29 protein-coding genes and 1 tRNA gene are annotated in these 26,893 nt (G+C 76.3%); 6 read left to right on the top strand and 24 right to left on the bottom strand.

Going from position 1 to position 26,893, the window contains the following annotated elements; all coding sequences use genetic code 11:
* Positions 1–72: 72 nt before the first annotated feature.
* The 3 genes from BUE37_RS02135 to BUE37_RS02125 form a co-directional block, all read right to left on the bottom strand.
* A complete protein-coding gene (locus BUE37_RS02135) occupies positions 73–1,086 on the bottom strand; it encodes a glycine betaine ABC transporter substrate-binding protein (protein WP_073418359.1) in 1,014 nt (337 codons plus the stop codon).
* Between the two features lie 158 nt (positions 1,087–1,244).
* Positions 1,245–1,982, bottom strand: a complete 738-nt coding sequence (locus tag BUE37_RS02130; protein ID WP_073418358.1) for an ABC transporter permease — start codon at positions 1,980–1,982, stop codon at positions 1,245–1,247.
* Positions 1,979–2,710 (bottom strand): ABC transporter permease, encoded by a 732-nt coding sequence (locus BUE37_RS02125; RefSeq protein WP_245794246.1) that lies wholly within the window; start codon positions 2,708–2,710, stop codon positions 1,979–1,981. Before BUE37_RS02125 ends, BUE37_RS02130 begins: the two co-directional genes overlap by 4 nt.
* Positions 2,711–2,713: 3 nt before the next feature.
* Between BUE37_RS02125 and BUE37_RS02120 the strand changes: the two genes are divergently transcribed.
* Positions 2,714–3,907, top strand: coding sequence for an ABC transporter ATP-binding protein (locus BUE37_RS02120; RefSeq protein WP_083628189.1), 1,194 nt, complete (start codon positions 2,714–2,716; stop codon positions 3,905–3,907).
* Between the two features lie 17 nt (positions 3,908–3,924).
* On the opposite strand, the gene BUE37_RS02115 is transcribed toward BUE37_RS02120, so the two are convergent.
* Positions 3,925–4,587, bottom strand: coding sequence for a GAP family protein (locus tag BUE37_RS02115; RefSeq protein WP_073418357.1), 663 nt, complete (start codon positions 4,585–4,587; stop codon positions 3,925–3,927).
* A gap of 74 nt (positions 4,588–4,661) precedes the next feature.
* Here BUE37_RS02115 and BUE37_RS02110 point away from each other — a divergent pair, with 74 nt between their 5' ends.
* Entirely contained in the window at positions 4,662–5,207 is a 546-nt protein-coding gene (locus BUE37_RS02110) for a TetR/AcrR family transcriptional regulator (RefSeq protein ID WP_073418356.1), read from the top strand.
* 6 nt (positions 5,208–5,213) lie between these two features.
* Here the strand turns inward: BUE37_RS02110 and BUE37_RS02105 are convergent, their stop codons facing one another.
* The 10 genes from BUE37_RS02105 to dacB form a co-directional block, all read right to left on the bottom strand.
* Positions 5,214–5,711, bottom strand: a complete 498-nt coding sequence (locus BUE37_RS02105) for a DUF3180 domain-containing protein (protein WP_245794245.1) — start codon at positions 5,709–5,711, stop codon at positions 5,214–5,216.
* A 5-nt stretch (positions 5,712–5,716) separates the two neighbouring features.
* Positions 5,717–6,220: a 2-amino-4-hydroxy-6-hydroxymethyldihydropteridine diphosphokinase gene (gene folK / locus BUE37_RS02100; protein ID WP_073418354.1), complete on the bottom strand. Its 504-nt coding sequence runs from the start codon at positions 6,218–6,220 to the stop codon at positions 5,717–5,719.
* Complete coding sequence (gene folB / locus BUE37_RS02095; RefSeq protein WP_073418352.1) at positions 6,217–6,606, bottom strand: dihydroneopterin aldolase; 390 nt, start codon at positions 6,604–6,606, stop codon at positions 6,217–6,219. Before folB ends, folK begins: the two co-directional genes overlap by 4 nt.
* The gene (gene folP, locus BUE37_RS02090) at positions 6,599–7,462 is read right to left on the bottom strand and encodes a dihydropteroate synthase (RefSeq protein ID WP_245794244.1); all 864 of its coding nucleotides are present in this window, start codon (positions 7,460–7,462) and stop codon (positions 6,599–6,601) included. The genes folB and folP overlap by 8 nt, the downstream gene beginning before the upstream one ends.
* A gap of 10 nt (positions 7,463–7,472) precedes the next feature.
* The gene (gene folE / locus BUE37_RS02085; RefSeq protein ID WP_073418351.1) at positions 7,473–8,090 is read right to left on the bottom strand and encodes a GTP cyclohydrolase I FolE; all 618 of its coding nucleotides are present in this window, start codon (positions 8,088–8,090) and stop codon (positions 7,473–7,475) included.
* Complete coding sequence (ftsH, locus tag BUE37_RS02080) at positions 8,087–10,129, bottom strand: ATP-dependent zinc metalloprotease FtsH (protein ID WP_073418349.1); 2,043 nt, start codon at positions 10,127–10,129, stop codon at positions 8,087–8,089. Before ftsH ends, folE begins: the two co-directional genes overlap by 4 nt.
* A gap of 223 nt (positions 10,130–10,352) precedes the next feature.
* Complete coding sequence (hpt, locus tag BUE37_RS02075) at positions 10,353–10,943, bottom strand: hypoxanthine phosphoribosyltransferase (RefSeq protein ID WP_175562772.1); 591 nt, start codon at positions 10,941–10,943, stop codon at positions 10,353–10,355.
* Positions 10,940–11,950 carry a tRNA lysidine(34) synthetase TilS gene (tilS, locus tag BUE37_RS02070; RefSeq protein WP_073418347.1) on the bottom strand — a complete coding sequence of 337 codons (1,011 nt, stop codon included), beginning with the start codon at positions 11,948–11,950 and terminating at the stop codon, positions 10,940–10,942. The genes hpt and tilS overlap by 4 nt, the downstream gene beginning before the upstream one ends.
* A gap of 10 nt (positions 11,951–11,960) precedes the next feature.
* A complete protein-coding gene (locus tag BUE37_RS02065) occupies positions 11,961–13,043 on the bottom strand; it encodes a zinc-dependent metalloprotease (RefSeq protein ID WP_073418346.1) in 1,083 nt (360 codons plus the stop codon).
* A gap of 39 nt (positions 13,044–13,082) precedes the next feature.
* A complete protein-coding gene (gene dacB, locus BUE37_RS02060) occupies positions 13,083–14,507 on the bottom strand; it encodes a D-alanyl-D-alanine carboxypeptidase/D-alanyl-D-alanine endopeptidase (protein ID WP_083628186.1) in 1,425 nt (474 codons plus the stop codon).
* A gap of 69 nt (positions 14,508–14,576) precedes the next feature.
* Between dacB and BUE37_RS02055 the strand changes: the two genes are divergently transcribed.
* A complete protein-coding gene (locus BUE37_RS02055; RefSeq protein WP_073418345.1) occupies positions 14,577–15,068 on the top strand; it encodes an inorganic diphosphatase in 492 nt (163 codons plus the stop codon).
* A gap of 140 nt (positions 15,069–15,208) precedes the next feature.
* Here the strand turns inward: BUE37_RS02055 and BUE37_RS02050 are convergent, their stop codons facing one another.
* The 6 genes from BUE37_RS02050 to tmk all read right to left on the bottom strand — a co-directional run bounded on the left by BUE37_RS02050 (position 15,209) and on the right by tmk (position 19,327).
* Positions 15,209–15,952: an SAM-dependent methyltransferase gene (locus tag BUE37_RS02050; protein ID WP_073418343.1), complete on the bottom strand. Its 744-nt coding sequence runs from the start codon at positions 15,950–15,952 to the stop codon at positions 15,209–15,211.
* 31 nt (positions 15,953–15,983) lie between these two features.
* A complete protein-coding gene (locus tag BUE37_RS02045) occupies positions 15,984–16,631 on the bottom strand; it encodes a flagellar brake protein (RefSeq protein ID WP_073418341.1) in 648 nt (215 codons plus the stop codon).
* A gap of 76 nt (positions 16,632–16,707) precedes the next feature.
* Complete coding sequence (locus tag BUE37_RS02040) at positions 16,708–17,289, bottom strand: dihydrofolate reductase family protein (protein WP_073418339.1); 582 nt, start codon at positions 17,287–17,289, stop codon at positions 16,708–16,710.
* Between the two features lie 110 nt (positions 17,290–17,399).
* Positions 17,400–17,475, bottom strand: a tRNA-Thr gene (locus BUE37_RS02035).
* A gap of 56 nt (positions 17,476–17,531) precedes the next feature.
* A complete protein-coding gene (locus BUE37_RS02030) occupies positions 17,532–18,692 on the bottom strand; it encodes a DNA polymerase III subunit delta' (protein ID WP_073418337.1) in 1,161 nt (386 codons plus the stop codon).
* Positions 18,689–19,327: a dTMP kinase gene (tmk, locus tag BUE37_RS02025; protein ID WP_245794243.1), complete on the bottom strand. Its 639-nt coding sequence runs from the start codon at positions 19,325–19,327 to the stop codon at positions 18,689–18,691. Before tmk ends, BUE37_RS02030 begins: the two co-directional genes overlap by 4 nt.
* A 118-nt stretch (positions 19,328–19,445) precedes the next feature.
* Between tmk and BUE37_RS02020 the strand changes: the two genes are divergently transcribed.
* From BUE37_RS02020 to BUE37_RS02010, 3 genes are read left to right on the top strand one after another with little or no spacing between them, the layout of a single operon-like run.
* On the top strand, positions 19,446–20,231 hold the full coding sequence (locus BUE37_RS02020; RefSeq protein ID WP_083628180.1) for a trans-aconitate 2-methyltransferase: 786 nt from the start codon (positions 19,446–19,448) through the stop codon (positions 20,229–20,231).
* A 53-nt stretch (positions 20,232–20,284) separates the two neighbouring features.
* Positions 20,285–20,716 (top strand): hypothetical protein, encoded by a 432-nt coding sequence (locus BUE37_RS02015; RefSeq protein ID WP_073418333.1) that lies wholly within the window; start codon positions 20,285–20,287, stop codon positions 20,714–20,716.
* On the top strand, positions 20,713–21,027 hold the full coding sequence (locus BUE37_RS02010; protein ID WP_245794242.1) for a winged helix-turn-helix domain-containing protein: 315 nt from the start codon (positions 20,713–20,715) through the stop codon (positions 21,025–21,027). Before BUE37_RS02015 ends, BUE37_RS02010 begins: the two co-directional genes overlap by 4 nt.
* Here BUE37_RS02010 and BUE37_RS02005 read toward each other — a convergent pair.
* From BUE37_RS02005 to BUE37_RS01990, 4 genes are all read right to left on the bottom strand, one after another.
* Positions 21,014–21,775 (bottom strand): class I SAM-dependent methyltransferase, encoded by a 762-nt coding sequence (locus BUE37_RS02005; protein WP_245794241.1) that lies wholly within the window; start codon positions 21,773–21,775, stop codon positions 21,014–21,016. The two genes, BUE37_RS02010 and BUE37_RS02005, sit on opposite strands and share 14 nt — an antisense overlap.
* Before the next feature lie 7 nt (positions 21,776–21,782).
* Positions 21,783–24,656: a type I DNA topoisomerase gene (gene topA / locus BUE37_RS02000; RefSeq protein WP_073418329.1), complete on the bottom strand. Its 2,874-nt coding sequence runs from the start codon at positions 24,654–24,656 to the stop codon at positions 21,783–21,785.
* Positions 24,657–24,844: 188 nt separating this feature from the next.
* A complete protein-coding gene (locus BUE37_RS01995; RefSeq protein WP_073418327.1) occupies positions 24,845–26,416 on the bottom strand; it encodes an alpha/beta hydrolase in 1,572 nt (523 codons plus the stop codon).
* Complete coding sequence (locus tag BUE37_RS01990; RefSeq protein WP_073418325.1) at positions 26,413–26,733, bottom strand: hypothetical protein; 321 nt, start codon at positions 26,731–26,733, stop codon at positions 26,413–26,415. Before BUE37_RS01990 ends, BUE37_RS01995 begins: the two co-directional genes overlap by 4 nt.
* Between the last annotated feature and the right edge of the window lie 160 nt (positions 26,734–26,893).

The following is a 26,893-nucleotide window of genomic DNA, read 5'->3' as shown; positions in this document are numbered from 1 at the left end:
GAGCCCCCGACTCCGGCACGGATACGTCCCGTGTGGCGGAGCCGAGGGCTCGCTGAGGTGGTGCCGAGCGGGTCAGCCCTGGGCGAGGGCGCCGTCGGAGCTGAACACGAGGCCGATGGAGACCTCGCCCTGCTGGATGGCGGCCTTGGTGAGCGGGCCGCCGGCGTCGAACTCGCGGAACTCGGCGAAGGTCAGGCCGTAGGTGTCCTCGAGGCCGGGCTGGCAGAACGGGCGGGTCGGGCACTCGGCCGGGCCGCCGAGGACCAGCGATCCGTCGCCGCAGGCGTCGGCCAGCTCCGAGAGCGTCGTGACGCCCAGCCCCTCGGCGAACTCCTGCGTGACCGCGAACGCGTTCTGGTCGGCGGCCTGCGACGGCGTGCCGAAGGTGAGCCCGACCTGGTCGGCCAGCGGCTGCAGCGCGTCGCGGGTGGCCTGGGCGTCGCCGCTGGCGATCGGCGCGGCCTCGGGGCCGTTGACCTGCTTGTTGACCGCCTCGGTGACCGTGGCCAGGTACTCGGGGAAGACCTGCAGGTCGGTGCCGGAGATGAGCGCCGGCAGGTAGAGGTCGCGGTTGCCGACCTCGCGCACCGAGGCGTCGAAGCCGGCGGCGTCGAGCACCCCGGCGTAGACGTTGGCCAGGATCGTCGACTCGGTGAAGTTGCCGGCGCCGACCACGATCGGGCCGCTGCCCTGCTCGAGGCCGTCGGTCACGCCGCTCTCGGCGACCCAGCCGGCGGCGACGTCCTCGGCGCTCTGCCGCTCGACGTCGACGGCGGCGTTGAGCTCGATGAGCTGGTCGGTGGTCATCGCCGCGGAGACCGCGTCCAGCGCCGGCAGCAGGGCTGGGTTGGCGGCGGCGGTGGCCGAGGTGACCGCCGCGACGATGTTGTCGGCGTTCTGCAGCTCCTGGTCGTCCTCGAGGACGACGAGCTGGTCGCCGGCCACCGGGGCGCAGGCGTCGCCGCCGGCGGCCGAGCCGCTGGCGCCGGTGGAGCCGCCGGTGCCCGAGGAGCCCGACTCGCCGCACGCGGCGGTGAGCAGGAGTCCGGCGAGGAGGAGGGGGGCGAGGGCGCGCTGCTTGCGCATGGTTCCGCCTTCTGTGTCCCGTGCGGCGGGCGGCCGCGACGCGTGTCTGGCGGGGGTCCCCGCGGCGCACATGCAACCCCCGGCCGGCGACCGACGGCAATCGAGCCGCGGATGTGTTGCGGGGTCGTTACACGGACGCCGTCAGCGCGAGACCTGGCTCACAGCGGGACGCCGGATGCGGTCGGTTCCGGAACGGCGCCGGCGCCCTCCGCCCGCCTGACCTGCAGGAACGGCAGCCGGCGCGGTCCGGGCGTCACCAGCCACGACACCAGGGCCAGCACCGCCTCGGTGAGCAGCGCCAGCCCGGCCACCGCGATGGCCCCGGCGATCATCACGCCGTAGTCCTGCTGACCGAAGCCGAGGTTGATCAGCCGGCCCAGTCCCCCGCCGCCGACCAGCGCGGCCAGCCCCGCCGTCGCGACGACCTGGACGGTCGCCGTCCGGATGCCGGTCATCAGCAGCGGGAGGGCGAGCGGCAGCTCCACCCGGGTGAGCACCTGGCCCCGGCTCATGCCCATGCCGCGGGCGGCCTCGCGGACCTCGGGGTCGACGCCGCGGAAGCCGACGAAGGTGTTCGTGAGGATCGGCGGGACGGCGAAGACGGCGAGCGCGATGGTGGTCGCCCGGTTGCCGAAGCCGATCGGGCTGACCGCGAAGAGGGTGAGCAGCGCCAGCGTGGGCACCGCGCGGCTCACGTTGGACAGCCCGACGACCAGGCCGCCGCCGCGGCGGGAGGTGCCCAGCGCCGTGCCGATCGGCAGGGCCACGACCATCGCGGCGAGGACGGCGACCAGCGAGATGGTCAGGTGCTCGACGGCGAGGTCGGCGATGCCGTTGGGCCGGCTCCAGTTGAAGGGGTCGTTGAGGTAGACGATCGCCCGCTCGAAGTCGTTCATGCCCGCGCCGCCCGCGACCAGGGGGTGAGCAGCCGTTCGGCGCCCGCGAGCAGCGCGTCGGCGAGCAGCGCCAGCAGCACGCAGCCGACGGCGCCGGTGACGATCTCGGCCCGGTAGAAGTTCGACGCGAAGCCACCGGTGATCAGCTGCCCCAGCCCGCCGTGCCCGACGAGGACGCCCACGGTGGTGAGCGCGACCGTGGACACCGTCGCGATCCGCAGGCCGGCCATGATCGCCGGCAGGGCCAGCGGCAGGTCCACCCGCCACAGCGTCTGGGCGCCGGACAGGCCCATGCCGCGGGCGGCCTCCCGCACGTCGGCCGGCACGCCCTGCAGGCCGGCGAGGAAGTTGCGCACCAGGATGACCAGCGAGTACGCCACCAGGCCGATGAGCACGGTGTTCGACGACAGGCCGGTGAAGGGCACCAGCAGCGCGAACAGCGCCAGCGACGGGATCGTGTAGACGACCGTGGACAGGCCCAGGACCGGCGCCGACAGGTAGCGGCTGCGGCGGGCGACCAGCGCCAGCGGCAGCGCGAGGGCCGCCCCGATCAGGACGGCGAGCACGGTCAGGCGGACGTGCTCGCCGGTGTAGGCGAGGATGCTGTCCCAGTTGTCGGTCACGTAGGACGGGTCGAACCAGGGGTTCGGGGCCTCGTCCACCGCGAGCAGCCCCACCGCGGGGTCGCTCACCGCGTCCAGCAGAGGGCGCGTACCCAGGGAGGTCACCCCGTGGACGCTACTGCCGCGAGCCGCTCGGAGGGCCCGGGCCCGGACGGCACCGCCCAGGAGATCCGCCTCGAGGGCGTGGGGAAGGTCTACGCCGACGGCACCGTCGGCGTGCAGGAGCTCGACCTGACCTTCGCCGCCGGCGAGCTGTCGGTGCTCGTCGGGCCCTCGGGCTGCGGCAAGACGACGACCATGAAGATGATCAACCGGGTCATCGAGCCGACCAGCGGGCGGATCCTGCTCGGCGGCGAGGACGTCACCCGCGTCGACCCCGACCGGCTGCGCCGCCGCATCGGCTACGTCATCCAGAACGTGGGGCTCTTCCCCCACCAGACGGTGCGGGCGAACGTCGCGACGGTGCCTCGGCTGCTCGGGTGGGACAAGCGGCGCACCCGCGACCGCGTGGACGAGCTGCTGTCCACGGTGGGCCTCGACCCCGCCGTCCACGGCGACCGCTACCCCGCCCAGCTCTCCGGCGGGCAGCGCCAGCGGGCCGGGGTGGCGCGGGCGCTGGCCGCCGACCCCGCCGTCCTGCTCATGGACGAGCCGTTCTCCGCCGTCGACCCGGTGGTGCGCGAGCGGCTGCAGACGGAGTTCCTCCGGCTGCAGGAGACGGTGCGCAAGACCATCGTCTTCGTCACCCACGACATCGAGGAGGCCGTCCGCATCGGCGACCGGATCGCGGTGATGAGCACCGGCGGGCGGGTGGAGCAGTTCGCTCCCCCGGCCGACCTGCTCGGCCGCCCGGCCAACGCCTTCGTCGCGGACTTCGTCGGCTCCGACCGGGGCCTCAAGCGGCTGGCGGTCACCGGCATCTCCGTCGACGACCTCGAGCGGCCGCCGGTGGTGCACGTGGCCGACGGCCTGGCCGACGCCCGCGCCTCCATGACCGCGGCGGGCGCGCGCTGGGCCGTCGTCCTCGACGACGACGGGCGGCTGCACGGGTGGCTGTCGGCCGAGCGGGCCACCGGCGCCGGCACGGTGGGCTCGGCGGCGCGCCGGATGGAGGCGTGGGTGCCGGTCGACGCGACGCTCAAGACGGCGTTCGCCACGATGCTGCAGCACGAGGCCGGCTGGGTGGCCGTGCTCGACGGCGACGTCTTCCTCGGGGTGCTGACGCCGGAGTCGCTGCACGCGGCGCTGCGCCGGTCGGTGGAGGGCACCGTGCCCGAGGTGGCCGGCGCGGCCCGCGCCTAGCCGGGGTCCCCGCCGGCTCAGGCGTACGCGGCGAGCCCCCCGACGGCGACGGCCGAGGCGAACAGCAGCGCCGCGCGCGGGACGCTGGCCGCCACCGTGCCGTCCCCGGCCGCGCGGCTGCGCAGCGCGCGCAGGCGGCGACGGACCCGGTCGCCGTGTGCCAGTCCGGCGGCGAGCAGCACCAGGCAGGGCAGGCAGTAGACGAGCGCGTACCCGGCCAGCAGGAGCAGGGCGGGACCGGGCGGGACGGCGGAGGCGAGCATCCGCTCGATCGCGACGAGGTACGGGAAGGCGTTGGGCAGGTCGGCCGCGGTCACCAGCACGCCGGCGGGCGCCGCCGTCCAGATGCCGAACCACCGCGGGAGCCGGACCGGACGCCGCGGCCTCGTCCGCAGGCGCCGCACGGCCGCCACGAGGAGCAGCACCGCGGCGAGGCCCAGCGCCCCGCGGCGGATCCACACCGTCCCGCCGTCGAGGGCGCCGGCGAGCGCGCCGGCTCCCAGGTAGAGGGCGGCGCCGACCGCCAGCACCGTGGCGAAGGCGCCCGCCACGTAGGCGAGGGCGAGGGGAGCCGGCCGCGCGGCCGGGGACAGCAGGATGACCGCCACCCCGACGATCGTCGCCGGGTTGAGGGAGTCGAGGAGCGCCAGCCCGGCCAGACTCCACAACAGTTCGCCCATGACGACGACCTCCGTCCACCGTGAGACACTAATGTCTCACATGAGACGCTGACATCTCAAACGGGAGGAGTGCCGTGCCCCTGGACGACGGCGCGCTCGAGCGGGCCGCGGTGCACGTCCTGGCCCACCGCCCCGACGCGACGATGGAGGAGATCGCGGCGGCGGCCGGGATCAGCCGCGCCACGCTGTTCCGCCGCCACCCCACCCGCGCGGCCCTCGTGGCCGAGCTGTCGCGGCGGGCGGTCCGGTCCTACGCCGAGGCCACCGACCGCGCCGAGCCGGAACGCGGGCCGGCACCGGCGGCGCTGCGCCGGCTCGCCTCGGAGCTGACGGCGCTCGGGGCGGAGCAGGGCATCCTGGCGACCCAGCCGCTCGCCGGGTCCGTGGAGGCCGACCTGCTCGCCCGGGCCGCGTCCACCGAGGACCGGATCCGCGCGCTGGTGCGCCGCGGGCAGGAGGCCGGCGACTTCCGCGCCGACCTGCCGGCCGACTGGGTCCTGGTCGCGCTCACCTGGCTGGTCATCGGCGCCGCCGACGGGCTGCGCACCGGCCGGCTCGCCGCCGCCGACCTGGGCCGGCTGGTCGGGGAGACCGTGCTGGCCGCGGTCGCGCGCCCCTGACCCGGCTCAGGCGCGGACGCCGCCGGGCGGGTCGTCCTCGTCCGGCGGGACCCGGCACACCGACTCCAGCCACAGTGCGGCGGCCGTGAGCGCGGCGGCGCAGGCGACGCCCACGACGGCCGTGACCGTGTCACCGCCGGCCGCCTCCAGCCGGGACACCGCGGGCGCCACGTGCAGCAGGACGCCCGCCCACACGCCGGCGAAGACCGCACCGACGTAGGCGCTGGCCTGGGCGAGCACCGCCAGGCGGGCGACGAGCATCGGCTCGACCGGGCGCACCAGCGGCGCGCCCGGCCCCGGGTCGCTGCCGCGGCGGGCGGCGCGCTGGGCGGCCAGCCGGGTGCGCAGCGTGCGGGCACCGAGCGCCTCGGCGACGGCGAGCACGGCCAGCGGCACGGGCAGCCACCAGCGCAGCGGCGGCAGGCTGCCGTAGGTGGCGCGCACGACCAGCCACGAGGCCAGCGCCAGCCCGACGGCGACGACGACCAGGTCGCGGCGGCTCACCGGCCTCAATGGAGGTGCTCCCAGCGCACGACCGCCGCCACGTCGTCGGGCGGCAGCGCGGCGACGAGGTCGGCGACCCACCCGTGCCCGGGGAGCACCGCCGTGGGGTCCAGCGACAGCCACGGCACCAGCACGAACGCCCGCTCGTGCGCGCGGGGGTGCGGCAGCGTGAGGACGGGGTCGCCGGAGAGCACGGGGCTGCCGTCGTCGGCGGTCACCGTGACGACGTCGACGTCGAGGGTCCGCGCGCCCCAGCGGACCTCGCGGGTGCGACCGGCGGCCTGCTCCAGCTCGTGCGCCCGGGCCAGCCAGCCGGCGGCGTCGCGGTCGCCGCGCACGAACACGACGGCGTTGAGGTACGGCGGCTGCTCCACCGGCCCCCAGGGCGGCGTCTCGAACAGCGTCGAGCGGGCCACCAGCCCGTCGGCCTTGAGCGCGTCGATCGCGGAGCGCAGGGTCCCCGCGCGGTCGCCGAGGTTGGCGCCCAGGGAGAGGACGGCGCGGGTCATGCCCGCTCGCGCCGGATGGTGACGGTGACGTCGTCGAAGGGGACGCCGAGCTCGGCCTGCGGCTTGTGCACGGTGATCTCGACCGCCTGCACCAGCGGGTCGGCGAGGCAGACGTCGGCCAGCCGCGCGCACAGCGTCTCCAGCAGGTCCACCGGCTCGCCGGTGAGCACCGCGTGCAGCCGCTGGGCCAGCTCGGCGTAGTTGACCGTGAGCGCGAGGTCGTCGGTGGCCGCGGCGGGCGCGGTGTCGACCTCGAGGACGGCGTCGACGGAGAACGTCTGCCCGTTCTCGCGCTCGAAGCCGTAGACGCCGTGGTGGGCGTGCGCGGTGAGGCCGCGGACGGCGATCCGGTCCGGGGTGCGGTCGGGGGTGCGCCGCTCAGTCACGCCGGGCCTCCTCGCGGGCGCGCTGCACGGCCGCCACGGTGCGGACGGCGTCGGCCGAGCCCGCGGCGTCGTGCACCCGCACGCCCCACGCGCCGGCCTCGGCGGCCAGGACGGTGGTGGCCAGCGTGGCGCCGTCGCGCCCGGCGGCCGGGCGCACGGCACCGTCGGGCCCGGCGAGCAGCCGGCCCAGGAAGGTCTTGCGGGAGGCGCCCACCAGCACCGGCAGGCCGAGGGCGACCACCCGCGGCAGCCCGGCGAGCAGCGCCCAGTTGTGCGCCGCCTGCTTGGCGAAGCCGAGGCCGGGGTCGAGGACGAGCTGGGCGGCGTCGACGCCGGCCGACAGCGCGGCGTCGACCCGGGCGGTCAGCTCCGTGCACACCTCGGCGACGACGTCGCCGTACTCGGCGTGGGCGTACATCTCGCGGCTGTGGCCGCGCCAGTGCATGAGCACCCACGGGACGCCGGCGTCGGCGACCAGCGCGGCCATGCCCTCGTCGGCCAGCCCGCCGCTGATGTCGTTGACGAGCACCGCCCCGGCCTCCAGCGCGGCGGCGGCCACCTCCGTGCGGGTGGTGTCGACGCTGACCCGCACCCCGGCCGCCGCGAGCTCGGCGACCACCGGGACGACGCGGCGGCGCTCCTCCGCGGCGTCGACCCGGTCGGCGCCCGGGCGGGTGGACTCGCCGCCCACGTCGACGTAGTCGGCGCCGGCCGCGGCCATCGCCAGCCCGTGCGCGACGGCGGAGTCCCGGTCGGCGAAGCAGCCGCCGTCGGAGAAGGAGTCGGGGGTGACGTTGAGGACGCCCATCACCACGCACCGCCCCGGGTGCAGCAGCCGCGGCGCGGTCCCGGTCACCGGCCGGCGGTCATCGTCCGAGGACGAGGCTCATCGCCTCGGCGCGGGTGGCGGCGTTGTCGCGGAACATGCCGCGCACGGCGGAGGTGACCGTCGTCGAGCCGGGCTTGCGGATGCCGCGCATGCCCATGCACAGGTGCTCGGCCTCGATGACGACGATGACGCCGCGCGGCTTGAGGACGTCGGCGAGCGCGTCGGCGATCTGCCGGGTCATCCGCTCCTGGACCTGCGGCCGGCGGGCGTAGACGTCGACCAGCCGGGCGATCTTCGACAGCCCGGTGACCTTGCCGTCCTCGCCGGGGATGTACCCGACGTGCGCGGCGCCGTGGAAGGGCACCAGGTGGTGCTCGCAGGTCGAGTACATCGGGATGTCCTTGACCAGCACCAGTTCGTCGTGGTCCTCGTCGAACGTGGTCGCGAGGACCTCCGCCGGGTCCTGCCAGAGCCCGGCGAAGGTCTCCGCGTAGGCGCGGGCCACCCGGGCCGGGGTGTCGCGCAGGCCCGGGCGGTCGGGGTCCTCCCCCACCGCGATCAGCAGCTCGCGGACGGCCGCCTCAGCGCGGGCGGCGTCGATCCGGGACGGGTCCGCGCGGACCTCGTCCCCCGGTTCCTCGGGGAGCTCGCTCACCGCTGAGCGGGGGCGCCGACGTCACCGACCGGGTTGCTGCCGCCCTTCACCAGGCCCACGCCGTTGCCGTTGGCGGCGGTGGCGCCGTGCCCGTTGCCGTTGGCCAGGGCGGCCTGCTCGGCGGGGGTGAGCACCGGGGGCTGGTCGGAGGGGGTGCGCTTGCCGAAGCCGTTGTAGGGGGCCATCGACGGGCGCTTGACGACCGGCGCGCAGATGCGGGCCATGTCCTCCTTGGAGAGGGTCTCCTTCTCGATCAGCTCGAGGACGAGCTGGTCGAGGACGCCCCGGTACTCCACGAGGATCTCCCACGCCTCGTCGTGGGCGGCCTCGATGAGCGCGCGGATCTCGCCGTCGATGTCGGCGGCGACGGCCTCGGAGTAGTCCGGCCGCGAGCCCATGTCCCGGCCCAGGAACGGCTCGCCCTCGGTGCTGCCGTACTTCACCGCGCCGAGCTTGGCGCTCATGCCGTACTGGGTGACCATCGCGCGGGCCATGGAGGTGGCCTTCTCGATGTCGTTGCCGGCGCCCGTCGTCGGCTCGTGGAAGACCAGCTCCTCGGCCGCGCGCCCGCCGAGGGCGTAGGCCAGGGTGTCGATCATCTCCGAGCGGGTCTGGGTGTACTTGTCCTCGGTCGGCAGCACGAGCGTGTGCCCGAGCGAGCGGCCGCGCGGCAGGATCGTCACCTTGTGCACCGGGTCCAGGTTGGGCAGTGCGTGCGCCACCAGGGCGTGGCCGCCCTCGTGGTAGGCGGTGACCTTCTTCTCCTTCTCGCTCATCGCCCGCGTCTTGCGCTCGGGGCCGGCGATGACGCGGTCGATCGCCTCCTCGAGCGTGGCGTCGGTGATCTGCGTGCCGTTGCCGCGGGCGGTGAGCAGCGCTCCCTCGTTGAGGACGTTGGCGAGGTCGGCTCCGGTGAAGCCGGGGGTGCGGCGGGCGACGGTCCCGAGGTCGACGTCGGGGGCGAGCGGCTTGCCCTTGGCGTGCACCTCGAGGATCTGCTTGCGGCCCTCGAGGTCGGGGCGGTCGACGGCGATCTGCCGGTCGAAGCGGCCCGGGCGCAGCAGCGCCGGGTCGAGGATGTCCGGCCGGTTCGTGGCGGCGATCATGATGACGCCGCCCTTGACGTCGAAGCCGTCCATCTCGACGAGCATCTGGTTGAGCGTCTGCTCCCGCTCGTCGTGTCCGCCGCCCATGCCGGCGCCGCGGTGGCGGCCGACGGCGTCGATCTCGTCGACGAAGATGATCGCCGGCGCGTTGGTCTTGGCCTGCTCGAACAGGTCGCGCACGCGGCTGGCGCCGACACCGACGAACATCTCGACGAAGTCCGAGCCGGAGATCGAGAAGAACGGCACGCCGGCCTCGCCGGCCACCGCGCGGGCGAGCAGCGTCTTGCCGGTGCCGGGCGGGCCGAACAGCAGCACGCCCTTGGGGATCTTCGCGCCGACGGCCTGGAACTTGACCGGGTTGGCCAGGAAGTCCTTGATCTCCTGGAGCTCCTCGATCGCCTCGTCGGCCCCGGCGACGTCGGCGAACGTCGTCTTCGGGGTGTCCTTGGTGATCTGCTTGGCCTTGGACTTGCCGAAGGCCATCACGCCCCGGCCGCCGCCCTGCATGGAGTTGAACAGCCAGAACAGCAGGAGCAGGAGGATCAGGAACGGCAGGAAGCTGATCAGGATGCTCGCGAGGATGCTGTCCTGGGTGACGTTGGTCGTGAAGTCGACGCCGTCGCCGGTGCTCTGACCGTCGGCGCCGAGGCCGGAGACGAGCGCGAAGACGTCGTCGGAGGCGCCGATCGGGTAGGACGCGCTGATCTGGTCGTTGCCGTCGACCGGGTCGGTCAGGTCGAGGTCGAGCGTCTGTTCCTTGTCGTTGATCGTGACCTGCTCGACGTTGCCCGACTCGATCTGCTCGAGCGCGACCGACGTCCGGACCGGCTCGTAGGCCGAGCCCCCGCTGAACACGGCGGACAGGCCGAGGGCGACCAGGACGACGAGGACGACCCAGAACCACACGGAGCGGAAGATCTTCTTGCGTTCCATACACCGATGCCGGGCGACCGGAGGGCTCCGGCCTGGCCCGTCGACCCTCCTGATCGTCCGGGTGACGCGCCGCGCGACCCGGGCGGGCACCCTGGCGCTCGGTGCAGCGTCGTTGCGACGACGGTACACCGGCGCGGCTGTGTGCCCCCTGTACGTGAGCTGGGCGGAGGACCCCCGTCCCCCCTCCGGAGGACCCCGTCCGGAGGCGCCCGCCCGGAGGGCCCTACTTCTCGTAGACCTCGGGCTTGAGCGTGCCGATGTAGGGCAGGTCGCGGTAGCGCTCGGCGTAGTCGAGGCCGTAGCCGACGACGAACTCGTTGGGGATGTCGAAGCCGACGTAGCGCACCGGCACCTCGACCTTGATCGCGTCGGGCTTGCGCAGCAGCGCGCAGACCTCGAGCGAGGCGGGCCGGCGGCCGCCGAGGTTCTTGAGCAGCCAGGACAGGGTCAGGCCCGAGTCGATGATGTCCTCGAGGACCAGCACGTGCCGGTCGCTGATGTCGCGGTCGAGGTCCTTGAGGATCCGGACGACGCCCGAGGAGCTGGTGGAGCTGCCGTAGGAGGAGACGGCCATGAACTCCATCTGCGTGGGCAGCCGCAACGCCCGGGCGAAGTCGCTCATGAACAGCACCGCGCCCTTGAGGACGCCGACCAGCAGGACCTCCCGGCCCTCGTAGTCCCGCGCGACCTGCTCGGCCAGCTCGGTGATCTTGGCCTGGATCTGCTCCTCGGAGAGCAGGACGTGGTCGATGTCGGGGCCGTAGCCGTGGTCGGGCCCCAGCACGGCGGCAGGGGTCGACGCGGTCTCGCTCACGGGGCGTGCTCCTCCGGGTCGGGGGTGGTCCCGGCCCTCCCGCCCGGGGAGCCGGCGGGCCGCAGCACCAGCCTGCCAGACGCCCGGAGCGCCTCCGCACCGCCCGGCAGGGCCACCGCCCCCTGCCCGTGCCAGGCCGAGACCAGCGCGTCGACGGCGCCCAGGTGGACCGCCTGCAGGTCGGGGACGCCGGCCTCCCGCAGCCAGCCGCGCAGCACGCGGCGGCGCAGCGCGGCGGGCAGGGCGGCGAGATCGGCGGCCGGCAGCCCGCCGTCGCCGGACACCCGGGCGAGGGAGGCGGCGGCGAGGTCGTCGAGGGCGTCGAGGTCCTCGCGCAGCAGGTCCGCGGTGCGGGCCAGCGCGGGGGCGACGCCGCCGCCGAGCACGTCCTCGAGCAGCGGCAGCACCTCGGCCCGCAGCCGGGCGCGGCGGTAGGCCGGGTCGGTGTTCCACGGGTCGTCCCACACCGGCAGCCCCTGCGCCGCGCAGGCCGCCCGCGTCGTCGCCCGACGGACGCCGAGCAGGGGGCGCCAGAACGGCGGGCGCTCGGCCACCATCCCGGCCACCGAGCGGGGACCCGAGCCCCGGCCGAGGCCGAGCAGCACCGTCTCGGCCTGGTCGTCGAGGGTGTGGCCGAGCGCGACCCGCGCGCCGGACGCCGCGGCCTCCCGGGTGAGCGCCGCGTACCGCGCCGAGCGCGCCGCGCCCTCCGGGCCGCCGCCGCTGCCGACGTCGACGGCGACGACGCGCACCGGGTCCAGGCCCAACCCGCGCAGCAGGTCCGCCGTCGCGGCGGCGCGGTCGGCCGACCCCGGCTGCAGCCGGTGGTCGACGGTGACCGCGCCGGCGGGCACGCCGGCCCGCGGGGCCTCGAAGGCCACCGCGGCGGCCAGCGCGAGGGAGTCCGCTCCCCCGCTGACGGCCACCAGCACCGGCTGCGCGGAGGCGCGCAGGCCCGGCCGGACGGCGCTGCGGACGTGCGCGACCGCCGGTGGCGGGCCGCTCACCCGCGCCGGCTCAGGCGACGGCCGGGCGGCCGTGCACCCGCTCGACCCAGCGGGCGGGGTCGGTGAGCTCCTCGACCAGCGGCAGGGTCTCCGGGCCGCTCCACACCCGGTTGAACCCGTCCATGCCGACGAGGTCGACGACGCCGCCGACGAAGTGCCGCCCGTCGGCGTACTGCTTCATCTTCTGCTCGAGGCCGAGCAGGCGGCGCAGCACGCGGTCGAACGGGCCGCGGCCCTTGCGGCGCTGGGCTAAGCGCTTGCGCAGCGTGCGCACCGACGGCACGACGTCGGGGCCGACGCCGTCCATGACGAACTCCGCGTGCCCCTCGACCAGGCTCATCACCGCGGTGACCCGGTCGAGGACGGCGCGCTGCTCCGGGTCGCGGACCAGCGCCATCAGGCCCTGGCCGGCCTCGTCGTCGTCCCCGCCGCGGACGGCGTCGGCCAGGCCGCGCACCAGGTCCGACAGCCGGTCGCGCAGGGCGTCGGGGCTGAGGTCGGTGGCGTCGACGAACTCGGCGATCTGGGCCTCGAGGTGGTCGGCGAGCCAGGGGAAGGCGGTGAATTGCAGCTGGTGGGTGACCTCGTGCAGGCACACCCACAGGCGGAAGTCGCTCGGGTCGACGCCCAGCCGGCGCTCGGCGTCGACGATGTTGGGCGCCACCAGCAGCAGCCGGCCGCCGGTGCCGAAGATCTCGTACTGGCCGAGCACCCGCGAGGACAGGAAGGCGAGCAGGCCGCCGGCCTGCACGCCGGTGGCACGCGAGCCGATCGCGGTGGCCAGCGGGCCGGGGCGGCTGTCCTGCCGCTCGGCGAGCGCGGTGACCAGCGGGTCCATGAGCGCGGCCATGCCGGCGGTGTTGGCGTCGATCCAGCCGGGCCGGTCGACGACGGCGACCTCGGGCACCGGCCCGCCCGCGACCGGGTGCAGGCCGGTGAGGCCCTCGACGTGCGCGACGGCGGCCGCGGCGGCCTCGTGCAGCTCCCGGACGACGGCGGCGGCCTCCTCGCGGGTGGTCTCGGGCCCCTGCCCGGACAGCCGGCGGGCCGTGCGACCGGCGAGCTCCCAGTCGACCAGTGCGCTGCTCGTCATCGCCTCACCGTACCCGCGGGACCTGCGGGTACCCGGGGCTCAACGGCAGCCGCAGGCGGCGAGGGCGGCGGCCATCCCGTCGAGGGCGGCCTCCTCCGGCCCGCCGCCGCCGACGGTGCCGTTGGCCACCAGCGCGTAGGCCAGCAGCCGGCCGTCGGCGGTGACCACGGTGCCGGCCAGCCCGTGCACGCCGAGCAGCGTGCCGGTCTTGCCGCGCACCGCGCCGGGGGCGGTCGCCGGGTCGTCGTCGCCGCGGTCGGCGAGCGTGCCGTCGTAGCCGGCGACGGCCAGGCCGGACACGATCGCCGAGGCGCCCTCCAGGGAGCCGTCGGCGGCACCGGCGACGACGTCGGTGAGCAGGTCGGGGGTGACCAGGTCCAGCCGGGACAGGCCGCTGCCGTCACGCAGCTCGAGGTCGGCGACGTCGAAGCCGGCGTCGGACAGGGCGGCGGTGACCGCCTCGGCCGACCCCTCGAAGCTGGCCGGCAGGTCGCGGGCCAGGGCCACCTGGCGGGCGAGGGACTCCGCCAGCAGGTTGTCCGACAGCGACAGCGCCTGCTCGACCAGCCGGGCGACCGGCGCGGAGCGGACCGAGCCCAGCTCCTGCGCGCCCTCGGGGGCCTCGCCCAGCTCCACGGTGGCGCCGGGGACGTCGAGCGCCTCGGCCAGCGCGCGGCCGGCGTCGGTGCCGGGGGCGCCGCTGCGCGCGTTCTCCCCCGGGGTCACGCGGGCGCCGTCGACGGCGGTGGCGGTGACCGGGGACGCGTAGCTCGACGGCGCGTCCTCCGGGCCCCAGCCCTCGGCGGTGAGCGGCCCCTCGAACAGCGAGTTGTCCACGACCACCCGGCCGACCGCGGTGCCGGGCGGCAGGGCGGCCCGCACCTGGGCGGCGAGGTCGGCGACGGTGGCCGCGCCCGGGTAGGTCAGCGAGGGCGTGGTGGTCGACAGGGTGGGGTCGCCGCCGCCGACGAGCACCACCTCGTCCGGCGCCGCGCCGGCGACGACGGTGGTCTCGAGGGTGGCCTCGGGGTCGAGCGTGGTGAGCACGGCGACGGCGGTGAGCAGCTTGGCGGTCGAGGCCGGCGTCACGGGGTCGCCCGCGCCGTCGTCGAGGAGCACCTCGCCGCTGGCGACGTCGACCACCTCGGCCGACACGCCGCCGGCGAGCGCGGGGGTGGCCAGCAGCGGCGCGAGCGCGTCGGCGAGGGCGGCCGGGTCGGGCACCGGCGCGTCGGAGGCGAGGGACGCGAGCACGGGCGCGGGCTCGCCCAGCTCGGGCAGCTCGGCGGCCGGCAGCGACGGGTCGGCGGCGGCCGGGCCGCCGTCGCGGCCCAGCCAGAGCACCGCACCGACGGCGAGCGCGGCCACCACGACCAGCGTGACCAGGACCGTCAGCAGGCGTCTGCGCAGCCGCCGGTAGCTCGGCGTGACGGTCGTCGACGAGCTCGGCTCGATGGTGCCCACCCCCTGGGAAGGCCCTCCCGGGCGGACCTGCGCCGGTGGGCCTGACAGCAGTGGTCCACACTATCTGCCGTGCAGTTCGACGTGACGGTAGAGATCCCCAAGGGCCAGCGGAACAAGTACGAGCTGGACCACGCCACCGGGCGCATCCGGCTCGACCGGATGCTGTTCACCTCCACCCGGTACCCGGCCGACTACGGGTACATCGAGAACACCCTGGGGCAGGACGGCGACCCGCTCGACGCCCTGGTGCTCCTGGAGGAGCCCACGTTCCCCGGGTGCCTGATCACCTGCCGGGCGATCGGCATGTTCCGGATGACCGACGAGGCGGGTGGCGACGACAAGGTCCTCACCGTCCCGGCCACCGACCCGCGGATGGCCCACCTCCAGGACATCACCGACGTGTCTGAGTTCGACCGCCTGGAGATCCAGCACTTCTTCGAGACCTACAAGGACCTCGAGCCGGGCAAGTCGGTCGAGGGTGCCGAGTGGGTCGGCCGCGCCGAGGCCGAGGCCGAGATCGAGGCCTCGATCAAGCGGGCGCAGGAGGCCGGCGGCCACTGAGCCGCACTCCCTCCCCCGGCCCGGCCGGACCTGCGAGCGCACGACGGACGGCGGACGGCGGCGCACCCCGATGCGGGTGCGCCGCCGTCGTCGTCCCGGGCGGTCTCGTCCCGGGCGGTCTCGTCCCGGGCGGTGTCGTCTCAGGCGACGTCGTGCAGGACCGCGGTGAGGAAGCCCAGCTCCCGGCGGTAGCCCTCCAGCCACTGCCGCCGGTGGGTGCGGGCGGCGCCGAGCGCCTCCTCGCGCTCGCCGGCGCCGGCCTCGGTGAGCGCCCACTCGGTGAGCGCCCCGGTCCAGGACCACTCGTACTCGTCCCACTCGGCGGTCGTGCTCAGGTGCGCGTAGCCGGGCTCGAACCCGCAGCGGCCGACCTCGGCCAGCAGGCCCGGCAGGTCGGGCAGCTCGCCGGGCTCGGCGCCGAGGCCGGCCAGCGCCCGCTCGCTCGGACCGGACTCCCAGAAGCCGTCGCCGAACAGCACCCGCCCGCCGGGCCGCAGGTGCCGGCGGGCCGCCTCGAGGGCGCCGGCCGTCCCGCCGAAGGCGTGCGCGGCGCCGATGCACAGCACGACGTCGGCCGGTTCGCCGCGCCAGCCGGCGGCGTCGGCCTGCACGAAGACGGCGCGGCCGACCATCCCGGCGAGCGCCGCGCGGTCGCGGGCGGCGTCGAGGGCGGGGCCGGAGGTGTCCACGCCGACGCCGGACAGGCCCGGCCGGGCGGCCAGCATCGCCAGCAGCCAGGCGCCGGAGCCGCAGCCGAGGTCGAGGGCGGTGCCGCGGCCGGTCGGCGCCGCCCGCTCCACGAGCCGGGCGAGGGCGTCGTCGGAGACGGGGGCGGCGACGGGGTGCCAGCGGTGGGCGATCGCGCTGAGCCGGGCTCGGTCCACGGGCGCAGTCTGGCGCACCCGCCGGCGGCCGCTAGATCAGGCCGCGCGCGCGGAGGTCCCGCATCTGGGCGAACACCCGGCGGCGGACGTCGTCCTCGTCCCTCTCCTTGAGGCCGATGAAGCGCAGCGAGAGCTCGGGGCGCTTGTCCTCGCGCGGGTGCCGCCGGATGACCTCGGCCTTGGTCGCCAGCGCGCGACCGTCGAGGTCGAGCGACACGTGCACCACCGAGCCGACCTCGAGCGCGCCGCTGCGGTCGGGCTCGCCGTCGAGCAGGCAGTGGATGCCGCCCTCGCTGAGGTCGACGGTGGTGCCGGTGCGGTGCTCCCCCCCGGCGTGGACCGTCACGTCCAGGGTGATCGGCACGCGCACCGCGGAGCGGCGCTGGCCGCGCGAGGCCGGGCCGGCGATGCGGACCCGCCAGGTCGGCGCGTCGCCGCCCCGCACGTCGAGCAGCACGGCCGGCACCGACCGCAGCTCCTCGGGTCCGCGCCAGACCAGCTCGAGCACCTCGCCGGGCTCGAGCCGGACGCGGCGCCGGGAGGCGTCCTCGCCGACGCTGATCACCAGCTCCCCGCCGGTGGCCTCCTCGACGAAACTGGTCAGCACGTCGTCGCGGCTGACCGCCTTGACGTCGAGCACCGACCGGTCCTCGGGGTAGTCGACTCCGGGCGTGGCCATGGTCGTCCCTCCTGCTGCGACGGGGTCCTCCGGGGACTGGATCGGCAGGTCGGGCGGGAACTGGAGTCGACGGCGCTCATCCGTGCAGCGTGGGGCGGTAGACGAGCTCCTGGACGCGGCCGTCGAAGGTGGTGCTGGAGACCAGGTCGAGGTCGAAGTCGGCGGCGCCGGCGAACACCGGGTCGGTGCCGGTGCGGCCGGTGATCACGGGGAAGACGGTCACCTGGACGAGGTCGACCAGCCCGGCGGCCATGAGCGCGCGGTTCATCGCCAGGCTGCCGTGGGAGCGCAGCGGCACCGGCGACTCCGCCTTGAGCCGCGCGACGACGTCGACGGCGTCCGCGGGCTCGAGGACGGCGTCGGGCCAGTCGAGCGGGGCCCGCAGCGTCGTGGACACGACCGTCGTCGGCATGTCCCGCATGCGGGCGTTCAGCGGGTCGAGCGTGCCGGCGGCGCCGTCGGCCGCGAGGAACCGGTGGAACTCCCGCCAGGTGGTGGCGCCCAGGACCAGCCGCTGGTCGGCGCGGTACTGGGTGAGGCGGTGGTCGAGGAACTCCGGCCCCTCCTTGCCCCAGTAGCCGCCCCAGTCGCCGTCCTCGCCGTAGGAGCCGAAGCCGTCGAGGCTGGTGAAGACGTCGAAGGTGTAGGTGGCGCTCACGGTGCCCTCCCGGGTCCGGCGGTCGTGTCCAGGGGCAGACCGGCGGCGGGGGCGGGACTCATCGCGGGAACGGCCGCGGCCCCGTCCTCGGGGAGGACGGGGCCGCGGGGTGGAGCCGCCTGTCGGAATCGAACCGACGACCTTCTCATTACGAGTGAGATGCTCTACCGACTGAGCTAAGGCGGCGGGCGTGCGGGGGACAGCGTACGTCACGGCCTCCCCCGGCCGGTGCGGGCCCGGGGTCAGGCCGCGGGGAGTCGCAGCGCCACGGTGAGCGCCTCGACGGCGACCTGCGGCTTGACGTTCTGCTCGAGCGCGGTGCGGCAGGCGAGGACGGCGTCGATGCGGCGCAGCGCCCCCTCCGCGCCGATCCGGCGGGCCAGCTCCTCGGCGTCGGCCCGGCGGTCGGGGTGGTTGAGCGGCAGCACCTCGCCGGCCGCGGCGTCGAGGACGAGCGCGTCGCGGTAGAGGCCGGCGAGGTCGACCAATGCGCGGTCGAGGGAGTCGCGGCCGATGCGGGTGGCCCGGCTCTTCTGCCGCTTCTCCAGGTCCTTGAGCACGCCGGCGCCGCGGCTGGCGGCGGCGACGCCCGGCCCGCGCGCGCCCACGCCGATGCTGGCCTTGACCGCCTCGGTCTCGGCGCCGTCGAGGGCGGCGGTGGTGCGGTCGGACTCCTCCTTCGCGGCGCCGACCAGGTCGTCGGCGGCGTTGAGGCAGGCGGCCAGCGAGACCAGCGACAGCGGGATGTCGAGCACGGCCTTGCGGGCCAGCCGCGCGGTCTCGTCGCGCGCGAGGTGCCGGGCCCGGCCGACGTGGCCGCCGGAGGCGCCCGCCGACCAGGCGGCCAGCGCCGGGTCGACCCCGTCGCGGCGGACCAGCACGTCGGCGACGGCGTCGACCGGCGGCGTCCGCAGCCCGACCACCCGGCACCGCGAGCGGATGGTGACCGGCACGTCCTCGGGGTGCAGGCTCGGCGCGCAGAGCAGGAAGACCGTGCGCGGCGGCGGCTCCTCGATCATCTTGAGGACGGCGTTGGCGGCCTGCTCGGTCATCCGGTCGGCGTCCTCGACGACGACGACCTGCCAGCGCCCCTGCGACGGCGCGCGGCCGGCGACGCGCACGAGCTCGCGGGCCTCGGTGACGCCGATCGACAGGCCCTCGGGCACGACGGTCTGCACGTCGGCGTGGGTGCCGGCCAGCACGGTGCGGCAGGCGTGGCAGGTGCCGTCGCCGCCGTCGGGGCACTGCAGCGCCGCGGCGAACGCGCGGGCGGCGACCGACCGGCCCGACCCCGGCGGGCCGGTGAACAGCCAGGCGTGGGTCATGGCGGTGGGCTGGGCGACGGCGGCCTGCAGCTCGGCGACGACGGCCGGCTGGCCGATGACCTCCGACCAGACGCTCACGCGACCCGCCCCGGGAGCAGCGCGGCGACCCGCTCGCGGACCGCGGCGGCGATCTCCTCGGCGGGGCCGCCCGCGTCGAGGACGAGGTAGCGGTGCGGCTCGGCGCCCGCGAGCGCGCGGAAGGTGGCGCGCACCCGCTCGTGGAAGTCGATCGACTCGCTCTCGAGGCGGTCGGCGGCGGCGCGGCCGAGCGCGCGGGCGAGGCCGGCCCCGGGCGGCAGGTCGAGCAGCACGGTGAGGTCGGGCACCAGGCCGCCGGTGGCCCAGGACGACAGCCGGCGGACCTCCTCGAGCTCCAGCGCCCGGCCGGCCCCCTGGTAGGCCAGCGAGCTGTCGACGTAGCGGTCGGTGAGCACGACCTCGCCGGCGTCGAGTGCGGGTAGCACCACGGTGGCCACGTGGTGGGCGCGGTCGGCGGCGTAGAGCAGCGCCTCGGCGCGCGGGGCGAGCGCGCCGGTGGCCGGGTCGAGCAGCAGCGCGCGGATGCGGGCGCCGGGCGGGGTGCCGCCGGGCTCGGAGGTGAGCCGGGCGGGGACCTCGTGCAGGCCGAGCCAGTCGAACAGCAGCCGGGCCTGGGTGGACTTGCCGGTGCCCTCCCCGCCCTCGAAGGCGACGAACAGCCCGCGGCCGGGCACGCGCGGCGAGGCGTCGATCGGGAGCTCCCGGGAGGTGCGAGGGGCGGGTGGGCGGCCGGTCCACGGTACCGGCCGGGGCCGACGTCCCCGGGCCGGCGGCGGCCCTACGGTGCGGGTCGTGGACGCGCGCTGGGACCCCGACACCTACCTGCGGCACGCCGGGGAGCGGGCCCGGCCGTTCGCCGACCTGCTGGCCCGGGTGGACGCCACCGGCCCGCGGGCCGTGGTCGACCTCGGCTGCGGCGAGGGCGCGCTGACCGCGTCTCTGGCCGCGCGCTGGCCGGCGGCGCGGGTGACCGGCGTGGACGCCTCGCCGGAGATGCTGGCCGCGGCCGCCGCGCACGCCGTCGACGGGCGGGTGGCGTTCGAGCGCGGCGACGTGCGGGACTGGCGCCCGGGCGGGCCGGTCGACGTCGTGGTGTCCAACGCGGTGCTGCACTGGGTGCCCGGGCACGCGGCGCTGCTGGGGCGCTGGGCCGGCTGGCTGGCGCCGGGCGGCCGGCTGGCCGTGCAGGTGCCGGGCAACCACCGGGCGCCGACCCACCGGCTGCTCGCCGACCTGTGCACCTCGCCGTCGTGGTCCTCCCGGCTCGCGGCGGCCGCTCCCCCGGCGGACCCGGTGCTCGACCCGGCCGGCTACCTCGACGTGCTCACCGGCGCGGGCCTGGCGGCCGACGTCTGGGAGACGACGTACCTGCACGTGCTGCGCGGGCCCGACCCGGTGCTGTCGTGGGTGCGCGGCACGGTGCTGCTGCCGGTGCTCGCCCGGCTCGACGACGAGGCGGCCGCCGACCTGACGGCGGAGTACGCGGCGGCGCTGCGCGCGGCCTACCCGGCCCGCGCGGACGGCACGACCGTGCTGCCCTTCCGCCGCGTCTTCCTGGTCGGCGCCGCAACTACTTGACCGGGTGGAAAGTAGTTGCCACTCTGTCGCGCACCCCGACCGAGGAGGCACCCGTGACCGTCCCCACCCCCGAGTCCGCCGCCGCGCTGCTGGCCGAGGCCGACGCCGCCGGGGCCCGCGTCCGGCGGGAGTCCAGCCCCGCCGCGTCGACGTTCCTGGTGACCCTCGGCTGCGCCAGCGCGGGCTTCTTCCTCGCCCAGCCGGTGGCCGACGGCGAGCGGGCGGTGGGCGCGACGGCGGTGGTCTACGCGCTGGCGGTGCTGGGCGCGGCCGCGGCGCTGGTGGCCGGCCGCGGCTCGGTGCGCGCCGGGTTCTCGCAGCGCTTCGGGACGGCCATGGGCGCCTGGGGCGCGGTGCTCGCCGTCGGGCTCGCGGTCGGGACGACGGTGCCGGGGCTCGCGCACGACTGGGCGTGGTGGGCGCCGCTGGCCCTCGCCGTCGCCGCGCCGTGCCTGGCCGGCGCATGGCGGGAGCGGCCGCGGTGACCGAGGCGCACCCCCGGCACGCGCTCGACGAGGTCATCCACGCGCCCGTCCGGTTCTCGGTGATGGCGACGCTGGCCGCGGCGGAGGAGGCGGAGTTCGGCTTCGTCCGCGACGGCGTGCAGGTCAGCGACTCGGTGCTGTCGAAGACGGTGGCGACACTGGAGCGGGCCGGCTACGTCGAGGTCCGCAAGGGCTACGTGGGCAAGCGGCCGCGCACCTGGCTGCGCCTGTCCGCCGCCGGGCGAGACGCCTTCCGGGCGCACGTGACGGCGCTGCGGGCGATCGCCGACGGCCCGGTCAGCGCGGGGTGAGCCGGTAGGCGTCGGTGCGGTACGGCAGGTCGAGGACGTCGCGGCCGGCCGTGTCGGGGTGGCCGGCCAGCAGCCGCCGGATGCCGCCGAGGAACTCCTCGCGCGCCGCGGCGGTCATGGTGGCCGCGTAGCTGCGGGTGCCGATGCCCGCGACCACCTGCTCGGGCGTCACCCGCTGCACGAGGGACGACCGCGCGGTCGCGACGTCGGCGGGCAGGGCGGCGGCGAAGGCGTCCACCACGCCCTGGTCGGCCTCGTGGCCGCGCGCCTCCGCGGCCAGCGCGGCGCCGAGTGCGGCGACCCACGGGACGGACTCGTCGCGGGTGTTCCACACGAACCCGACGACGCCGCCGGACCGCAGCACGCGGCGCAGCTCCGCGGCGGCCGGCCGCGGGTCGAACCAGTGCGCGGCCTGGCCCGCGACGACGGCGTCGACGTCCGCGGCGGGCAGCGGCACGGCCTCCGCGCCGCCGACGTGCGCGGGGACGCCGGGGTGCCGGGCGCGCAGCTCGCCGAGCATCTCCGGCGACGGGTCGACGGCGACCACCTCGTGCCCGGCGGCGACGAGGGCGTCAGTGAGCAGGCCGGTGCCGGCGCCGAGGTCGAGCACCCGCCGCGGCCGGTCGCCGAGCAGGAAGGCGACGGCGTCGGCCGGGTAGCCCGGACGCAGCGCCGCGTACTGCGCCGCGACCGACCCGAACGACGTCCGCCGGTGCTGCCAGGCGGCGGGGTCGATCGAGCCGGTCACGGCCGGGTCAGCTCGCGGGCACCGCGTCGGACGCGGCGGCCTTCTTCGCGGTCGTCTTCGTGGCGGTCGTCTTCTTGGCGGTGGTCTTCTTCGCCGCCGTCGTCTTCTTCGCCGCCGTCGTCCCCGTGGCCTTCTTGGCCGCCTTCTTCTTGGTGGCGGCCGGGCGGCTGCGGCGGTCGGCGAGCAGCTCGGCGGCGCGGTCGAGGGAGATGGTCTCGACGTCGTCGCCCTTGCGGAGGCTGGCGTTCGTCTCGCCGTCGGTGACGTAGGGGCCGAAGCGGCCCTCGCGGACGGTGATCTGGCCCTGCGTCACCGGGTCGGCCCCGAGCTCCTTGAGCGGGGCGGCCGCGGCCCGGCGCCCGCGCTGCTTGGGCTGGGCGAAGATCGCCAGCGCCTCGTCGAGGGTGACGGTGAACAGCCGCTGCTCGTTCTCCAGCGAGCGCGAGTCGGTGCCCTTCTTGATGTAGGGCCCGTAGCGGCCGTTGAGCGCCTGGATCTCCTCGCCGTCGGGGGCGGTGCCCACGGTGCGCGGGAGGGTCAGCAGCTGCAGCGCCTGCTCGAGGGTGACCGTCTCCGGCGACATCGAGGAGAACAGGCTCGCCGTCCGCGGGGCGTCCTTGCTGCCCTCGGGGACGACGGTGGTGACGTAGGGGCCGTAGCGGCCGGCCTTCACCACCACCGGCTGGCCGGACTCCGGGTCGGTGCCGAGCTCGCGGTCGCCGGAGGGGGCGGCGAGGAGCTCCGCGACCTTCTCGCTGGTCAGCTCGTCGGGCGCGAGGTCCTCGGGGAGGCTGACCCGGCCGCCCTCCTCGCCGCCGGCCTGCAGGTAGGGGCCGTAGCGGCCGACCCGGACGACGACCGGCTCGCCGTTGGGCCCGGTGGCGCGCAGCGGGATCGAGTTCACCCCGCGGGCGTCGATCTCCTCGAGCTGCTGGCCGATGACGGTCTTGAGCCCGCCGGAGGCCGCGATGCCGCCGGCGTGCCGGCCCTCGCCGCCGAAGTAGAACTCGGTCAGCCAGTCGACCCGGCCCAGCGACCCGCTGGCGATCTCGTCGAGCTCGTTCTCCAGCGACGCGGTGAAGTCGTAGTCGACGAGCGCCGCGAAGTGCTGCTCGAGCAGGTTGACGACGGCGAACGCGACGAACGAGGGCACCAGCGCGGAGCCCTTCTTCCACACGTACCCGCGGTCCTGGATCGTCTGCATGATCGACGCGTAGGTCGACGGGCGGCCGATGCCGAGCTCCTCGAGCCGGGCGACGAGGCTCGGCTCGGTGTAGCGCGACGGCGGGCTGGTGGTGTGGCCCTTGGGCTCGAGCTCGCGGGTGTCGAGCCGCTGGCCGCGCTCCACCCGGGGCAGCCGGCGCTCGGCGTCGTCGCTGCCGTGGTCGTCGTCGCCGGTGCTGCCCTCGTCGCGGGACTCGACGTAGGCGCGCAGGAAGCCGGGGAAGGTGATGGTGCGCCCCGACGCGGTGAACTCGACGCGCTCGTCGGTGGTGCTGGCGCCGGCGAGCCGGATGCTCACGGTCTGGCCCACGGCGTCGGCCATCTGCGAGGCGACCGTGCGCTGCCAGATCAGCTCGTAGAGGCGGAACTCGTCGCGGGCGAGCTGCGCGGCGAGCTGGCCGGGGGTGCGGAAGGAGTCGCCGGCGGGGCGGATCGCCTCGTGGGCTTCCTGCGCGCCCTTGGCCTTCTTGCTGTAGCGGCGGGCTTCGGCCGGCACGTAGGCGTCGCCGTAGAGCTCGCGGGCCTGGGTGCGGGCGGCGTTGATCGCCTCGTTCGACAGGTTCGTCGAGTCGGTCCGCATGTAGGTGATGTGGCCGTTCTCGTACAGCCGCTGCGCCACCCGCATGACCTGCGCGGAGGACCAGCCGAGCTTGCGGCCGGCCTCCATCTGCAGCGTCGAGGTGGTGAATGGCGCGTAGGGACGGCGCCGGTAGGGCTTCTCGTCGACGCGGCTGACGGTGACCTGGCGGCCCTCGAGCCGGGCGGCGAGGCCGCGGGCGCCGGCCTCGTCGAGGTGCACGACGTCGCCGGTGACCCGCCCGGTGGCGGGGTCGAAGTCGCGGCCGGTGGCGACGCGGCTGTCGTCGACGCTGACCAGGCGGGCGCGCAGGGTGGTGGGCTCCCCCGCGTCGGCGCCGGCCTTGCCGGGGACGGCGAAGACGCCGTCGAGGGACCAGTAGTCGGCGGCGGTGAACGCCATCCGCTCCCGCTCCCGCTCGACGACGATGCGGGTGGCCACCGACTGCACGCGGCCGGCCGACAGCTTCGGCAGGACCTTCTTCCACAGCACGGGGCTGACCTCGTAGCCGTAGAGCCGGTCGAGGATGCGGCGGGTCTCCTGCGCGTCGACCAGGGCGGTGTCGAGCTCGCGCGGGTTGGCGACGGCGCGGGCGATCGCCTCCGGGGTGATCTCGTGGAAGACCATCCGGCGCACGGGCACCCGCGGCTTGAGCGTGTCGACCAGGTGCCAGGCGATGGCCTCGCCCTCGCGGTCCTCGTCCGTCGCGAGGAAGACCTCGCTGGCGTCCTTGACCAGCTGCTTGAGCCGGGTGACCTGCTGCTTGCGGTCGGGGCTCACGACGTAGAGCGGCTCGAAGGAGTTGTCGACGTCGACGCCGAGCCGGGCCCACGGGGCGCCCTTGTGCTCGGCCGGGACGTCGGCGGCGTTCCGCGGCAGGTCGCGGATGTGGCCGACGCTGGCCTCGACGACGTAGCCGTTGCCGAGGTAGCCGGCGATCTTCCCGGCCTTGGTCGGCGACTCCACGATGACCAGCGGACGCCCGCCCCCGGTGGCGGCGGTCCGGCGGCGGGCGGGGGTGCTGGTGCCACCGGCGGTGCGGCCGGCGCTCTCGCCGTTCTTCGCGGTCTTCGTGGGCACGGTGCTCCTGTCGGTGGTGCTCGGTCGTGGCGGCGCGGCGCGGGGTGGTCGGCACCCGCCACGCCCCCTCGGCGGGCCACGGTAGGCCACGCCGACGGAACGCGACCGGCTGGCGACCCCGGGTGGGCGCGCCGCCACCCGGTCCAACGGCGGCGCCGCGCGACTGTTCCCGGGCTCCCCCGGGCCGGTCAGTCGGTCTCCCGCACCCCCGCCACCACCTCGCCCATGGCGGCGAGCGTCGGCCGGTCGGCGTCGTGGTACTCCCAGTGCAGGGTGTCCGGGTCGGTGGGCAGCGGGGTGGCCCCGAACTGCTCGAACCAGGCGTTCTCCCCGAACCACCCGGACCAGGAGATCGGGTCCCACGGCGACCACGCCGTGTACACCTCGTCGGCCTCCAGCCCGGAGGCGTGCTCCTCCTCGATTCCGGGGCCGCCCAGCAGCACGACGGCGTCGGCGTCCAGCCGGCCGGGCAGGTCCCCCGCCTCGTCGAGGACCACCGTGCCGTAGCTGTGCGCCAGGACGGTGACCCGCGGGTCGGCCGCCCGCCCGACGCCGGTCGCCGCCCGCGACGCCGCGAGCCCGGCGAGGTCCCCGGCGAGCGCGGCACCGCCCTCGGTCGCCGCCGCGCGCGTGAGGGCGCGCCCGAGACCGGCTCCGACCGGCGGGTTGTAACCGAGCCACGCGACGGTTGCGACCGTGGCGGCGGGCGCGGCGGCGACGGCGGCCGCGGCGACCGCCTGCGCGTCGTCCCCGAGCTCGCGCAGGTCGCCGTGGACGGTGGTGTTCACCCCGGGGACCAGCACCCCGACGTCCTCCGCGGCGTCGAGGTCCCCGTAGGCGAGGGCGGCGCGGTCGAGCGCCGGGTCGTAGACCCACAGCTGCACGGCCTGCCCGTCGGCCTCCTCGGCGGCGATCTCCGCGGCGATGGCCCGCGCGCTCGCCTGCTGCTGCCACGGCCCCTCGGCCAGGACGCGGTCCAGCACGACCCGGTTGGCGCGGTCCCGTGCCCACGCCGGGAGGCCGTCGAGGGCACCCAGGGCAGCCGGGTCGGAGTCCAGCAGCGCGTCCTGCTGCGGACCGGAGAGGCCGGCCCACCAGGAGGCGACCTCGTCCGCCGCCGCGCCGCGCCGCGGGAGCACCGGCGGGGACGCGGAGGCGCCGGTGGCACCCACCGTCGCCGCGAGTCCGGCGAAGTCCGCGGGGCCGGGACCGGTCCCGCCGATCGGGACCAGCGGATCGGCCGAGGCCGCGGCGGCAGCGGCGGCGCGGGCGGCCGCGGCCATGGCCTCGGCGGCGAGGCCCGCCAGCCACTCGGCGGTGGCCGCGCGCTCCGCGAGCCCGGCGTGGTGGTCCTCCAGCTGCTCGGGCGTCGCGCCGGCGGGCGGCGGGGCGGACGCCGGCACGACCACCGCCCCGGACGCGTCGAGGGCCATCCCCGAGGCGGCGGCCGCAGCGAGTGCCCGCTCGGCGAGCTCCTGGGCGGTGCGGGCCTCCCGGGCGGTGTCCTGCAGCCGGCCGAGCGAGGCGTCCAGTGCCCCGGTCACGGCGGTCACCACCGTCGACACCTCGCCCAGTGCCAGCCCGGCGACGGAGGCGGCCGGGCCGGACCAGCACTCGGCGCCGGTCAGCGACCGGGCTACCCGGTCGGTGCGGGCACGCCAGGAGGGGAGCCGCTCGGCGACCGCCTCGAGCGTGTAGACGGCACCGGCGAGGAGCGCGGTGTCCCACGCGGCGACGGCCGCGAGACCCGGCGCGCTCACGCCCCTCCGTCCCGCCCGGCCCGGGCGGCGAGCACCCGGTCGGAGAGAGCGGCGTCGGCCAGCCGGTAGGAGCGCACCGCGGCGAGCAACGTCCCCGCGACCGCGCCGGTCCCGGTGGCGAGCCGGTCGACGAGACCCGCCCACGCCCTGCCCGTGGCACCGGCGCTCTCGGACACCTCCCCGGGGGCGGCGACGTCCAGCGAGGCGGCGGTCGACGTGCACAGGCCGACCTCCGAGGAGAGCTCGGAGGCGAGCAGCGCCAGCTCCTCGGCGAGTTCCTGGACGGCGTCCAGCTGGATGGCGATGGGTGCGGACACGGCCCCTCCCGGCGTCGGTGCCGACCTCGGTCGGGACCGGCGCGGCGGACGCTAGGGCGGGGTGCCGGCGCGGCCCGGATCCGGATCCACAGGGCCGCCGCCGTCCACAGGCGACGCCGCGGGCCCCCGCCTGACCCGGAGCGGGCGGAGGCTCGCGGCG

It is taken from the genome of Geodermatophilus nigrescens (assembly GCF_900129495.1).
GTDB lineage: Bacteria > Actinomycetota > Actinomycetes > Mycobacteriales > Geodermatophilaceae > Geodermatophilus > Geodermatophilus nigrescens.
Note: the sequence above shows the minus strand (reverse complement) of the source record. Positions and strands in the feature narration are given on the sequence as shown.

Coding starts and splice junctions, on each gene's coding strand:
- folK (WP_073418354.1), bottom strand. CDS start 6,220: ATGACCCGCGCCGTCCTCTCCCTGGGCGCCAACCTCGGCGACCGCGCG.
- BUE37_RS02130 (WP_073418358.1), bottom strand. CDS start 1,982: ATGAACGACTTCGAGCGGGCGATCGTCTACCTCAACGACCCCTTCAAC.
- BUE37_RS02065 (WP_073418346.1), bottom strand. CDS start 13,043: ATGACGAGCAGCGCACTGGTCGACTGGGAGCTCGCCGGTCGCACGGCC.
- ftsH (WP_073418349.1), bottom strand. CDS start 10,129: ATGGAACGCAAGAAGATCTTCCGCTCCGTGTGGTTCTGGGTCGTCCTC.
- BUE37_RS02115 (WP_073418357.1), bottom strand. CDS start 4,587: ATGGGCGAACTGTTGTGGAGTCTGGCCGGGCTGGCGCTCCTCGACTCC.
- BUE37_RS02045 (WP_073418341.1), bottom strand. CDS start 16,631: ATGGCCACGCCCGGAGTCGACTACCCCGAGGACCGGTCGGTGCTCGAC.
- BUE37_RS02135 (WP_073418359.1), bottom strand. CDS start 1,086: ATGCGCAAGCAGCGCGCCCTCGCCCCCCTCCTCCTCGCCGGACTCCTG.